This window comes from Nonomuraea sp. NPDC050556, from assembly GCF_044457355.1.
Taxonomy (GTDB): Bacteria; Actinomycetota; Actinomycetes; order Streptosporangiales; family Streptosporangiaceae; genus Nonomuraea.
On record NZ_JBITGU010000003.1, the window covers coordinates 236,544 to 248,365 of the forward strand.

General features: G+C 71.5%; 12 protein-coding genes. 5 read left to right on the forward strand and 7 right to left on the reverse strand.

Annotated features, from left to right (window positions below):
- Positions 1-4: 4 nt before the first annotated feature.
- Positions 5-769: an ABC transporter permease gene (locus tag ACIBG8_RS30210; RefSeq protein WP_397346403.1), complete on the reverse strand. Its 765-nt coding sequence runs from the start codon at positions 767-769 to the stop codon at positions 5-7.
- Complete coding sequence (locus ACIBG8_RS30215; RefSeq protein ID WP_397346404.1) at positions 766-1,662, reverse strand: ATP-binding cassette domain-containing protein; 897 nt, start codon at positions 1,660-1,662, stop codon at positions 766-768. Before ACIBG8_RS30215 ends, ACIBG8_RS30210 begins: the two co-directional genes overlap by 4 nt.
- An 85-nt stretch (positions 1,663-1,747) precedes the next feature.
- Between ACIBG8_RS30215 and sthA the strand changes: the two genes are divergently transcribed.
- A complete protein-coding gene (gene sthA, locus ACIBG8_RS30220) occupies positions 1,748-3,154 on the forward strand; it encodes a Si-specific NAD(P)(+) transhydrogenase (RefSeq protein WP_397346405.1) in 1,407 nt (468 codons plus the stop codon).
- Here sthA and ACIBG8_RS30225 read toward each other — a convergent pair.
- Positions 3,138-3,710: a TetR family transcriptional regulator gene (locus ACIBG8_RS30225; RefSeq protein ID WP_397346406.1), complete on the reverse strand. Its 573-nt coding sequence runs from the start codon at positions 3,708-3,710 to the stop codon at positions 3,138-3,140. The genes sthA and ACIBG8_RS30225 overlap by 17 nt on opposite strands.
- 92 nt (positions 3,711-3,802) lie before the next feature.
- Here ACIBG8_RS30225 and ACIBG8_RS30230 point away from each other — a divergent pair, with 92 nt between their 5' ends.
- On the forward strand, positions 3,803-4,561 hold the full coding sequence (locus ACIBG8_RS30230; RefSeq protein ID WP_397346407.1) for an SDR family oxidoreductase: 759 nt from the start codon (positions 3,803-3,805) through the stop codon (positions 4,559-4,561).
- A gap of 3 nt (positions 4,562-4,564) precedes the next feature.
- Here the strand turns inward: ACIBG8_RS30230 and ACIBG8_RS30235 are convergent, their stop codons facing one another.
- Together ACIBG8_RS30235 and ACIBG8_RS30240 are read right to left on the reverse strand one after the other, a co-directional pair.
- Positions 4,565-5,242 (reverse strand): siderophore-interacting protein, encoded by a 678-nt coding sequence (locus ACIBG8_RS30235; RefSeq protein WP_397346408.1) that lies wholly within the window; start codon positions 5,240-5,242, stop codon positions 4,565-4,567.
- Positions 5,242-5,754: a PadR family transcriptional regulator gene (locus tag ACIBG8_RS30240; protein ID WP_397346409.1), complete on the reverse strand. Its 513-nt coding sequence runs from the start codon at positions 5,752-5,754 to the stop codon at positions 5,242-5,244. The genes ACIBG8_RS30235 and ACIBG8_RS30240 overlap by 1 nt, the downstream gene beginning before the upstream one ends.
- A gap of 97 nt (positions 5,755-5,851) precedes the next feature.
- Between ACIBG8_RS30240 and ACIBG8_RS30245 the strand changes: the two genes are divergently transcribed.
- Positions 5,852-6,760: a DMT family transporter gene (locus ACIBG8_RS30245; protein ID WP_397346410.1), complete on the forward strand. Its 909-nt coding sequence runs from the start codon at positions 5,852-5,854 to the stop codon at positions 6,758-6,760.
- Here ACIBG8_RS30245 and ACIBG8_RS30250 read toward each other — a convergent pair.
- The gene (locus ACIBG8_RS30250; RefSeq protein ID WP_397346411.1) at positions 6,740-7,333 is read right to left on the reverse strand and encodes a DoxX family protein; all 594 of its coding nucleotides are present in this window, start codon (positions 7,331-7,333) and stop codon (positions 6,740-6,742) included. The genes ACIBG8_RS30245 and ACIBG8_RS30250 overlap by 21 nt on opposite strands.
- A gap of 35 nt (positions 7,334-7,368) precedes the next feature.
- A complete protein-coding gene (locus ACIBG8_RS30255; protein ID WP_397346412.1) occupies positions 7,369-8,889 on the reverse strand; it encodes an MFS transporter in 1,521 nt (506 codons plus the stop codon).
- Between the two features lie 252 nt (positions 8,890-9,141).
- On the opposite strand from ACIBG8_RS30255, the gene ACIBG8_RS30260 reads away from it, so the two are divergent.
- Both ACIBG8_RS30260 and ACIBG8_RS30265 read left to right on the forward strand, forming a co-directional pair.
- A complete protein-coding gene (locus ACIBG8_RS30260) occupies positions 9,142-10,869 on the forward strand; it encodes a tetratricopeptide repeat protein (protein ID WP_397346413.1) in 1,728 nt (575 codons plus the stop codon).
- An 11-nt stretch (positions 10,870-10,880) separates the two neighbouring features.
- Positions 10,881-11,789, forward strand: coding sequence for a haloalkane dehalogenase (locus ACIBG8_RS30265; protein WP_397346414.1), 909 nt, complete (start codon positions 10,881-10,883; stop codon positions 11,787-11,789).
- Positions 11,790-11,822: the final 33 nt, after the last annotated feature.

The window sequence follows — 11,822 nt, forward strand, 5'->3', positions numbered from 1 at the left end:
CAGTCTAGGCGTCCCTGCGGCGAAGCACCGCATAGCCGGAGGCCAGCGCGAGCGCGGCCCAGAAGACGAGCCACGCCAGCCCCTCGCCCGAGGAGTAGGGGATCGGCCCGCCGGTCAGGTTGTCCGTACTCTCCATGAACGCCAGCCCGGCGAACATCGGCAGCCGGAACGACACCTCGACCAGCGCCTGGCTGCCCGTCATGACGAGGACCAGCGGCAACCCCATGAGCAGCATGAACACCACCGTCAGCGTCCCTGCGGCGCTGCGCAGCGCGGCGCCCACCCCCAGCGCCATCACGGACACCAGCGCGCTGGACACGCCCAACCGCAGAAGGTCGGACAAAGCCGACCAGGGAAGCGTGCCGGACGCGCCGAAGATCCCCGTACGCAACACCAGGTAGCTCAGCGCGGCCCCGATCCCCCCGGACACCACACCGGCGGCGAACAGGACGGGAGCCACCACGAGCGCCTTGGCCGCCAGCATCGCGCCCCTGATCGGCGTGGCCTGGAGGGTGCCGCGGATCGAGCCCGAGGCGTACTCGGACGTGATCGCCAGGATGCCGAGCACGACCAGCGCGATCTGCGTGAACGTCGAGGCGGACACCACCGGCTCGGTCACCGGAAACGACTGGCCCGGATGTTCCGTCGCCCGCGCGGTGCCGAGCGTCAGCGCCGCCAGCGCCATGAGCGCGGTCGCCCCCGCCAGGCACCACCAGGTGGCACGCACCGACCAGAGCTTGGTCCACTCCGCGGCCACGGCCTGTCTCATCGCGCGCTCCCGTACTCGACGCTGCCCTCGGTCAGTTCCTGGTAGGCCTGTTCCAGCGTGGCCTCGCGCCGGCTCAGCTCGTGCAGCCTGACCCCGGCCTCGTGCGCGAGGTCGCCGACGCGCTCGATGGCCGCGCCCGTGGCGACCAGCTCGTTCTCGCCCCGGCGCTCGACCTGGACTCCGGCCGCCGCCAGCCGTACGGAAAGGGCGTCGGCGTGCGGGGTGCGGACCAGCACGGCCGTGCTGGACAGCACCTCGCGCAGCGGCGCGTCCACGATCAGGCGGCCCTTGCCGATCACCACGAGGTGGTCGGCCGTGAGCTGCATCTCGCTCATCAGGTGGCTGGACACGAAGACCGTGCGCCCCTCGTCGGCCAGCGAGCGCATGAGGTGCCGCACCCAGCGCACGCCGTCCGGGTCGAGCCCGTTGACGGGTTCGTCGAACATCAGCACCTCGGGATCGCCGAGCAGCGCGCCCGCGATGCCGAGCCGCTGGCTCATGCCCAGCGACATGCTCCCGGCGCGCCTGCCCGCCACCTCGCTCAGCCCGACGGTCTGCAGCACCTCGGCCACCCGCCGCGCCGGGATGCCGTTGCTGCGCGCCGTGGCCAGCAGGTGGGCGCGGGCACTGCGGCCGGGGTGGACCGCGCGGGCGTCCAGCAGCGCGCCGACCGTGCGGAGCGGGTCCTTCAACGCGTGGTACGGCACGCCCTTGACGAGGGCGGTGCCCGAGGTGGGCCGGTCGAGGCCGAGGATCATCCGCATCGTGGTGGACTTTCCCGCGCCGTTCGGCCCCAGAAAGCCCGTCACGCTGCCGGGTTTCAGCTCCAGCGTCAGATCGTCGACGGCCAGGCGCTCGCCGTACCTCTTGCTCAGGTGGGTCAGGCTGATCATGCCGTCCACGCTAGGAAAAGTGCTGGTCCACGCACCACGCGGTGGACCGTCGACTCCGATGGCGGTAGACCGTACTGTGGGCGTTGTGGCCTATGACTTCGATCTCCTCGTCTTTGGGTCTGGTCCCGGAGGGCAGAAGGCGGCGATCGCCGCAGCGAAGCTCGGCAAGCGCGTCGCCGTGGTGGAGATGAAGCACATGCTCGGCGGCGTGTGCATCAACACGGGGACGATCCCCTCCAAGACGCTGCGCGAAGCCGTGCTCTACCTGACCGGTCTCAACCAGCGAGAGCTGTACGGCGCGAGCTACCGGGTGAAAGAGGAGATCACGGTCGCCGATCTCGGGATGCGCACCCAGCACGTGATCGGCCGCGAGATCCAGGTGATCCGCAGCCAGCTCGGACGCAACCACGTGACGGTCCTCCAGGGGACAGGACGGTTCCTGGACGCGAACACCATCGGCATCACCGGGGAAGAGGAGCGGAAGGTCACGGCGGAGAAGATCGTGATCGCCACGGGCACCTCGCCCGCCCGTCCCTCCACCGTGGAGTTCGACGACAAGATGGTGATCGACTCGGACGCGATCCTGCATCTGGACCGGGTGCCCGAGACCCTCGTGGTCGTCGGGGCCGGGGTGATCGGCATCGAGTACGCCTCGATGTTCGCTGCGCTCGGCACCAAGGTCACCGTGGTGGAGCGGCGCGAGCGGATGCTGGAGTTCTGCGACCTGGAGATCGTGGAGGCGCTCAAGTACCACCTGCGGGACCTGGCCGTGACGTTCCGGTTCGGCGAGAGCGTCGCCGCGGTCGAGCGGCGGCCGCGTGGCGCGCTGACCATCCTGGAGAGCGGTAAGAAGATCCCCGCCGACTGCGTCATGTACTCGGCCGGGCGGCAGGGCAAGACGGCGGAGCTGTGCCTGGAGAACGCCGGGCTCGCCGCCGACGACCGGGGCCGGATCCAGGTGGACGAGAACTACGCCACCTCGGTCCCGCACATCTACGCGGTCGGCGACGTGATCGGCTTCCCCGCCCTCGCCGCCACCTCGATGGAGCAGGGACGGCTGGCCGCCCAGCACGCGTGCGGCGAACCGGTGGCGGAGATGCACGAGCTGTCACCGATCGGGATCTACACCATCCCGGAGATCAGCTTCGTCGGGAAGTCGGAGGACGAACTGACCCGCGACAAGATCCCGTTCGAGGTGGGCATCTCGCGGTACCGGGAGCTCGCGCGCGGGCAGATCATCGGCGACTCCTACGGGATGCTCAAGCTGCTCGTCTCCTCCGAGGACCGGCGGCTGCTCGGCGTCCACGTGTTCGGCACGGGAGCCACCGAGCTGGTCCACATCGGGCAGGCCGTCATGGGCTGCGGCGGGACGGTCGACTACCTGGTCAACGCGGTGTTCAACTATCCGACGCTCGCGGAGTCCTACAAGGTCGCCGCCCTGGACGCCATGAACAAGATGCGGGTGATCGCGCGCCTCACCGCCGAGCTGTGAGCGCGCTGACGGTGGACACGACGGTGGCGCGGCGGCGGGCGAGCGCGGCCCGCTCGTCGTCCTCGTCCAGCACGAGGCGGCAGAGCTGGGGCACGGCGAAGTTCCATGCGACCAGGCCGATCAGGGTGAACATCCAGTCCTGGGCCGCCCGCGTGCTCCCGACCCCGGCGTCGACCAGGTCCTGGACGTTCGCCCTGTAGGCGGCCCGCCGTTCCTCCTCGCCCTGCACGGGGCCCGGCCCGGTCTCCAGCGCCTCCCACAGCAGGAGCCTGACCAGGTCGGGGTGCTCCTGGTACCAGTCGAAGAGCTGGCCGACGGACTCGCCGACGGCGGCCGGGTCGAGGGAGCCGGAGTGGCACACCTCGTCGACCTTGGCGCGGACGACGGCGCCGAACAGCTTCTCCTTGCCCCCGAAGTAGAGGTAGAGGGCCTGCTTGTTGGCTTTGGCGGCGGCGGCGATGCGCTCGACCCTCGCCCCGGCCAGCCCGTGCTCGGCGAACTCGGCGCCCGCCGCCTCGAAGATGCGCCTCCTGGTGGCCTCCGCGTCGTAGGTCATGAAGTGAATTAAACCATCCGGTTGACATGGGTGCCGCACGGCGGCCATGCTCTAAAACAACCGGATGGTTTATTTCTGACAGGAGAATTCCCATGACCGCTCTGCCCATCCCCGTGCGCTCGCCCCTGCCCACCGGCCTCGCCGGTGCCACCGTCGTCATCGTCGGCGGCACCTCGGGCATCGGGCTGGCGGCAGGGGAGTTGCTGCGCGACGTCGGCGCCCGCGTGGTCCTGGTCGGCCGCGACAAGAAGAGGCTGGACGCCGCGATCGAGAAGGTCGGAGGCCTGGGGGTGTCCGCGGACGGCGCGGACGAGGACGCGCTGGCCGCCGTGTTCGACCAGGCGGGATCGGTGGACCACGTCCTGGTGACCGCGGGTGGCATCGGCGGCGCGGGTCCCATCACGGGGGTGTCCGCCGACGACGTGCGCGCCGCGTTCGAGTCGCGGGTCTGGGGCGCGTTCGCCGCCGCCCGCGTCGCGGCCACCCGGCTGCCCGCCGGCGGCTCGATCACGCTGAGCTCGGGCATCTACACGATCCGCCCGGTGCCCGGCATGACGGGCCCGCTGGCGGCGGTGGGCGCGGTGGAGACGTTCACCGGCGCGCTGGCCGTCGAGCTGGCGCCGCGCCGCCTGCGCGTGAACGCCGTGCGCTACGGCAGCTTCGACACCCCGCTGATGCGCGGCCTGTCCGGCCTCACCACCGACGAGGCGTTCGCCGCGGCCGGGTCGAGCGCCCCGCTCGGCCGGTACGGCACGGCGGACGAGGCCGCCGCTTCCGCGCTGTTCCTGATGGCCAACCCCTACGTCACCGGCCAGGTCATCACCGTCGACGGAGGTCAGAGCCTCGTGTAGCCCTCAGTCGAGGCCGCGCTTGCCGGGGGCCCAGAACGGCTTGGTCAGCACGTTCCTGCGCGGCCAACCGCGCTGGTTGACGAGGTGGGCGCGGATCGCCTGCACGGTCCGCGCCTCCCCGGCGAGATAGGCGACGCCGGGCTCGTCGGGGAGGCCCAGCGAGCCGACCGTCTCCAGCAGCGCGGAGGGGACGACCCGCACCAGCTCGGGGTCCAGGTCCAGATGGTCCTCCGGGTGCACCGCCGCGACGGCCCCGTAGACGCCCGCCCCGGCGGGCAGCGCGCGCAACATCGGCCCGAAGGCGACCGACGCCGTCTCGTCCCCGGCGAACAGGTGGTACGGCGCGTCCTGCCGTACCACCAGCCGCCCCTCCGGCCTGGTAAAGGACACCTCCACGCCGGGGCGCACGTTCCGCATCCAGGTGTTGCCCGGAGCGTCCGACCCGTGGTCGTAGGCGATGAGCTCCAGGCTCTCCCAGCTCGGATCGTGGTTCCACACCGAGTACGTACGTAAGGTGAGGAACCCGTCCACCAGCACCCTGACGTGCTGCCCCGGCGTCCACGACAGCCCGGCCAGCGACTCCCCGGCGATCCGCACCCGCCGCATGCGCGGCGTGACCTGCGTGACGTCCAGCACCTCGCCCGAGGCGAACAGCCGAGAGCGCAAGGCTTTGGCGATCATCAGCGCCTCCCCGTGCGCAGGTCCTCGATCCGCCGGCGCGCGTCGACGAAGATCGCCTGGATCTCCTCGACGACCCGCGGATCCCCGTGCGACTTGGCCAGCGTCTTCACCGCCGCCTTGACCAGCCGCAGCGCGGGCCCGATGATCTCGGCGGCGTCCGGGTCGCGGAACATGCCCCACTCGCCCCTGCTGCTGGCCCGCGACCAGATCGCCTCGATCGCGTCGGCCTGCTCGCTCACCACCCGGGCGCCCTCGTCGGTGACGTGGTGCACCTTGCGTCCGTCCTCCGCCTCGACCCGCACGAGCCCCTCGTCCTCCAGGAGCTGGAGGGTGGGGTAGACGGAGCCCGCACTGGGCTCGTACATGCCGTTGAACCGCTCGCCGAGGCGGCTCATCACCTGGTAGCCGTGCGCGGGCTGCTCGGCCACGAGCGCCAGGATCGCCAGGCGCAGCTCGCCCGGCCCGAAGAAGCGCCCGGTGGGGCCCAGCCCTGGGGCTGATCGTCGCATCATGCCTCGAATGCTATATCGAACGATATAGCGAAGGAAGCCCCGAAAATAGGGAGATATCCCTACGAGTTAGCAACAAAGCCCCGGTACGCTCCTGACGGTGCAGATCAATCAGGTGGGGCGCTGGCTCCCCGCGTTCCTGCTCCTGGCCGCGATCTGGGGCAACAGCTTCTTCTTCATCAAGATCGCCGTGGGCCACCTGGAACCCCTCCAGGTCTCCTTCGGCCGCATGGTCATCGGCGCGGCGGCCCTGCTGCTCGCCCTGGCCATCGGGCGCAAGAAGCTCCCCACCGACCCGCGCCTCTGGGGCCACTTCCAGATCGCGTCCATCGTCCTGACGACGCTTCCGTTCACCCTCTTCGCGTACGGCGAGCAGTACGTCTCCTCGGTCGTCGCCGCCATCTGGAACGCCACCACCCCGCTGTGCACCCTCGCGTTCACCCTGCTGCTGCGTACCGAGAAGGCCACCTCGGGCCGCGTGGCCGGGCTCGGGCTGGGCTTCGCAGGCGTGATGGTCGTCCTCGGCATCTGGCAGCCCTTGGACGGCGGCCAGCTCGGCGGCAGTCTCGCCTGCTTCGCCGCCGCGGCCTGCTACGGGCTCGGCGGCGCGTACATGGGCCGCTTCATCACCGGCCGCCGTCCGGAGCCCGCCGTGGTCCTGGCGGCCAGCCAGCTGCTCAGCGGCGCCGTACAGCTCGGGGTCGTCACGCTGGTCGCGGGCGTGCCGCTGATCGACACCACGGCTCCCGCCGAGGTCTGGTGGAGCATGCTCGCGCTGGGCGGGCTCGGCACGGGCGCGGCCTACCTGCTGCTCTACTGGGTCCAGGTGCGCGCCGGCGTGACGACGACCTCGACGGTGACCTACCTGCTGCCGGTGTTCGCCACGATCTCCGGCGTGGTCATCCTCGGCGAGGCGCTGACGTGGAACCAGCCGGTCGGCGCGGTCGTCATCCTGGCGGCGATCGCGCTCACCCAGCGGAAGAAGCGGTCACTCGTCGACGTCGGCTGACTTGCGCGAGCGCGGGGCCGGCTTCTTGCGCCCCGCGACCAGCACGTCGCTCGCCGGTTCCTCCTGGCGCGGCCCGGGAACGGGGTGCGGAGCGGTGTCCTCCAGCTCGTCCGGCTCCCTGAACGAGGCGATGACCTGGTCGGCCTCGTTGTCGGCCGCGAACTCGTCCGCGGCCTCCGCCTCCCTGCGCCGGATCACCACCATCTGGTCGACCGAGACGCGCCCTGCGCCGACGACGGCCAGCAGGATGGAGGCGGCGCCCAGCAGGATGAGCTCGTTGAGGCTGATCGGGTTGATCGGCGGCGCGGCGACGAACACGGCCAGCGCCTCGGCGAACAGAACCAGCCCGACCACGGACACGGCCAGCCCGGCGATCAGCAGCGCCCCGCCGATCAGCTCGGTCAGCATGGTGACCGTGGCCCAGGCGTTGGGGGCGGTGGCGCCCTGCTCGGCGAACCTGGCCCCGGTCTGGGTGATCCCGTCCTCGAGCTTCTGCCAGCCGTTCGCGAAGAAGATGCCGCCCACCCCGATGCGGGCGACCAGCGAAGCAAGATCGTGAAGGGCCCGTTTCACGGTTGTTTTCTGACCTAATCGGGTCATTCCAAACCTCAGTCCCGTCGGAGCAGCATGGCCACGGCCAGTGCGGTGATCGACAGCAGCGCGACGCTGACGACGATCGTCGTGTGCAACGCGTGCACGAAGGACCACCTGGCCGCGTTGAGCAGCGCGACACCGGGCGTGCCGCCCACTTCGGAGGCCACGTGTGCCGCTCCGGCGAGCGACTGCCTGGCCCTGTCCATCGACTCCTCGGGCACGCCTGGTACGGCACGCAGCCCGGGGGCGTAGACGACCGTGGTGATCGTGCCGAGCACCGCGACGCCGAGCCCGGCGCCCAGCTCGTAGGCGGTCTCCTCGATCGCGGCAGCGCCACCCGCGCGCGACTCGGGCGCCGAGGACATGATCGTGTCGGACGCCGCGAGCAGCGCCACCTGCACGCCGAACCCGATGCCGACGAAGCAGATCGCCAGCATCAGCCCGTGCTGCTCGACCCCCCAGGTCAGGGTGGGCGCCAGCGAGATGGCCACGAGCGCGAGCCCGCCGCTCATCGTCGCGCGCAACCCCAGTTTGGGCAGGATGTGCGCGGCGGCGAGCCCGCCGGAGATCGCCGACAGTACCAGCGGCAGCATACGGACAGCGGCGAGCAGCGGGCTGTCGCCGAGGACCAGCTGCAGGTATTGGGCCAGCATGAGCTGCAGCCCGACCAGCGCGAAGACGCCGAGCAAGACACCGACGACGCCGGTGGTGAACGCGCGGCTCCTGAACAGCGCGACGTCGAGGAGCGGGCTGGGCAGCCGCAGTTGCCTGCGCACGAACCAGGCCAGCAGCCCCGCGCCACCCGCCAGGATCGCCAGCGCCGCGCCGAGCGGCATCAGGCTGCCGGACCCCGCCTCCTTCAGGCCGAACGCCACGGCCAGGATGCCCAGCACGGAAAGGGCGGCACTCAGCCCGTCCCAGGGGCGCATCGCCCGCCTGGGGGTGTCGGGCAGCAACTTGATCGCGGCGGGCAGCAGCACCAGCAGGATCGGCACGTTGATGAGGAACACCGCACCCCACCAGATGCCGACGAGCACGCCGCCGATGAGCGGACCGACGGCGGCGCCCGCTGCGGCGACCGCGCTCCAGATGCCCAGCGCGATGGCGCGCTCGCGCCGGTCGGTGAAGATCTGCCTGATGATCGACAGGGTCGCGGGCATGATCATCGCGCCGCCGACGCCGAGCAGCGCCCTGGCCCCGATCAGCGCCAGGGGCGTCACCGAGAAGGCGGCGGCCAGCGAGGCCACCCCGAACACGGCGAACCCGGCGAGCACGAGCCGCCTGCGGCCGTAGCGGTCGCCGAGCGTGCCGAACATGATCAGCAGGGGCGCGACGACCAGCGAGTAGACGTCGATGATCCACAGAAGTTGCACGGAGGAGGGCTCGAGCGCCGCGGTCAGCGCGGGCACCGCGATGTGCAGGACCGTCGCGTCGACCGTGATCAGCAGCAGGCTCAGGCAGAGCAGCACCAGGACGGCCCACCGGTTGTCCAGGTGGGCGCGGATGGCGCGACGTGCGGCAGGAGCCGCCTCCATGAGCGTCACGAGAGAGCCCGCCCGTGCTTATGGTCGCGGCCGCTTCGGCCCTCGTTGGCTCGTCCCTCGCTCTCTCGGTCCGAGCTCCTCCGCTCCGGCATGCGAGGCAGCTTAGGCGATCCCGAAGGAGTGTTACAGCACTATCGGATGATCGATATTTGCTGCACCTCTCTAGAGAGATACAGCCATATGTCGGTATCTAGGAATTACGCACACCCTCGCTGATCATGGAGGTGGTGGGGGGCGGACAAAATGACCAGTGATGGTGATCCCGACAATCCCCGTGACTGGTGCGTCCTGGCCCTGGAACACCTCGCGGGCGACCGGGCCGAGGCGGCACTGGACGCCGCACGCGCCGCGGAGCGCCTCGATCCGGCCGGCGAGTGGGCGCACCGCCTCATCAGCGCCGCCCTCCAGCGCCTGGGCCGCGACCTCGACGCCCTTCCCGACGCCCGCGAAGCCGTACGGCTGGCCCCCGGATCCTGGCACGCCCGCCTGCGCCTCGCCTCGGTCCTGCGCCGCCTGCCTGGACAGTGGGACGAGGCGGTCATGCAGGCGGAACTCGCCGGTCTCTACGCGCCGGAGGAGCCGGACCCGCACGTCCTGACCGGCGACCTGGCCCTGCTGCGCGGCGACCACGCCGCGGCCGAGCGCTCCTACCTGGCCGCGCTCGCCCTGCGCGACGACCATCCGGCGGCCCGCGTCAACCTGGGGCTGACCCGCCTGCGCTGGGACCGGCCCAAGACCCACCACGACCCGGCCTGGCCCGTCGACCCGCGCGAGACCGGGCGGGCCAGGCGCGCGCTGGAGGTGTGGACCAGGCAGGCCCGCCTGCTCACCGCCCTCGCCACCGCCCTGGTCGGCGTCGCCACGCTGGTCCTCGACCGGGGGATGGAGGCCAGGCTCGGCGGGTTCCTCGCGCTCCTGCTGCTCGCCGGGGTCACCGTCCGTCAGGCGCGCGCGGTGGGCTCGTGGTCCTTCGTGCCCGCGATGCTCGGCCGCGACCCGTGGCTCGGCGCTGCCGTGGCCTCCACGGTCGTCGCGCTGGTCGCCTACGTCGCGTGGTTGTTGCTGCCCGTCGTGCCGCCGGGCGACCTGACGCCGGTGCTCGACCCGCTCTGGGCGGGGCTGGCGGGAATCGTCCTGTTCGGCTGGCCCGCGCTGGCCGGGGTCCGGGTGCTTGCCGAGACCTGGCGCGGGCGGCCGCTGCCCGCGCTCACCCAGTTCACCAGGGCGTACGGCGAGCGCACGGCGCGGCGCGACGTCGGGGTCACGCTGTGGATCGTTCTCTGCCGCGCCTGGACCCTCCTCGTGCTCGTCGTGGGCGTGGCGTTCCTGGCCGGGCCGCGCCTGGCCGTGCTGGCGCTCGGCGTGCCGTACCTGCTGGTGGGGGCGCGGCGACGGGCGCGTCCGGTGGGGGACCGGTGGCTGGTGGCCGCCGCGCTGCTGCTCGTGCTCGCCTGCGTGGCGTGTACGGCGGGCGGTCTGCTCGGGCTTGCTGTCGCCTGGCGCGCCGGGCTGATCGCCCTGGCGGCGGTGGGCGCGGTGTTCGTGGTGCGGGCCGTACGGGCCTGGTGGCGCGGGGCGCCAGGACCCTGGCGGCCCTCGCTGGCCATGGTCGAGGACGGCGGCGACGGCGACCTCAGACCGCCAGCAGGGCTGAGCCCCGAGGTCAGGCAGGCCTTCGCGTACGCCAGGGGCGTCGTGCTCGCCTACGCCGACGACCTCGGCCCCAGGACGATGGCCGTCGGCGCGGTCACCTCGGTCAGCTCCAACGGCCAACTCAGGCTCATCGCGGGGGAGGAGGCATGGGCGGCGGTGGAACGCGACCCGAGGGTGGCGGTCTTCGCCGCCGACCCGCTGCAGCGCCGGTTCTGGGTGGAGGTGCGCGGGATCGCGGTCGCCGACGCCGACATGCTGCGCGTCACCCCCAAAACTGTGGTGGTGGGTGAATATCCGGGCCGGCACCAGCGTCGTTAGAATCTTGTTCTATGCGCATCCTTCGTACTCCGGACGAGCGGTTCGCCCATCTCCCCGACTTCCCCTACGCGCCCAGCTACGCCGACGTGCCGGACGGCGAGGGCGGGACGCTGCGCATGGCCTACGTCGAGGCGGGCCGGCCGGACGGCAGCCCGGTGGTGCTGCTGCACGGCGAACCCTCCTGGTCCTTCCTCTACCGCACCGTCATCAGGGAGCTGGCCTCGGCCGGCCTGCGGGTGATCGCGCCCGACCTCGTCGGGTTCGGCCGCTCCGACAAACCCGCCGAGATCGCCGACCACACCTACGCCAGGCACGTCGAGTGGACCCGCGCGCTGCTCCTCGACGCCCTCGCGCTCGACCGGATCACCGTGGTGGGCCAGGACTGGGGCGGGCTGATCGGCCTCAGGCTCGTCGCCGAGCACCCGGAGCGGTTCGCCAGGGTCGTCGCGGCCAACACCGGCTTGCCGACGGGTGACATTCCCATGCCCGAGGTGTGGCACCGGTTCAAGGACGCGATGCTCTCCGCGCCAGAAGTGGACATCCCGCGCTTCGTCCAGGCGGGGTGCAAGACGGAGCTGCCGCCCGAGGTGCGCGCCGCCTACGACGCGCCCTTCCCCGACGAGAGCTACAAGGCGGGCCCGCGGGCGATGCCGAGCCTCGTGCCGCACACGCCGGACGACCCGTCCGCCCCGGCCAACCGCGCTGCCTGGCAGATCCTCACCACGCTGGAGCTGCCCTTCCTCGTCGCCTTCTCCGACGGAGACCCCATCACCGGCGGCATGGCCCCGATCCTCATGAAGACCATGGCGGGAGCGGGCGGTCTGGCCCACCCGGTGATCAGTGGCGCGGGACATTTCCTTCAGGAAGATGCGGGAACGGAACTCGCCCGGCACATCGCGTCGTTCATCCGCGCCTCATGAGCGTGTCAGGCACGCCCAATCGCCTGTCTCGTA

Bases quoted from the DNA above. Each gene is read 5' to 3' on its own strand.
- ACIBG8_RS30215 (WP_397346404.1), bottom strand. From the start codon at position 1,662: ATGATCAGCCTGACCCACCTGAGCAAGAGGTACGGCGAGCGCCTGGCC.
- ACIBG8_RS30255 (WP_397346412.1), bottom strand. From the start codon at position 8,889: ATGGAGGCGGCTCCTGCCGCACGTCGCGCCATCCGCGCCCACCTGGAC.
- ACIBG8_RS30230 (WP_397346407.1), top strand. From the start codon at position 3,803: ATGACCGCTCTGCCCATCCCCGTGCGCTCGCCCCTGCCCACCGGCCTC.
- ACIBG8_RS30225 (WP_397346406.1), bottom strand. From the start codon at position 3,710: ATGACCTACGACGCGGAGGCCACCAGGAGGCGCATCTTCGAGGCGGCG.
- ACIBG8_RS30260 (WP_397346413.1), top strand. From the start codon at position 9,142: ATGACCAGTGATGGTGATCCCGACAATCCCCGTGACTGGTGCGTCCTG.
- ACIBG8_RS30235 (WP_397346408.1), bottom strand. From the start codon at position 5,242: ATGATCGCCAAAGCCTTGCGCTCTCGGCTGTTCGCCTCGGGCGAGGTG.
- ACIBG8_RS30210 (WP_397346403.1), bottom strand. From the start codon at position 769: ATGAGACAGGCCGTGGCCGCGGAGTGGACCAAGCTCTGGTCGGTGCGT.
- ACIBG8_RS30240 (WP_397346409.1), bottom strand. From the start codon at position 5,754: ATGATGCGACGATCAGCCCCAGGGCTGGGCCCCACCGGGCGCTTCTTC.
- ACIBG8_RS30265 (WP_397346414.1), top strand. From the start codon at position 10,881: ATGCGCATCCTTCGTACTCCGGACGAGCGGTTCGCCCATCTCCCCGAC.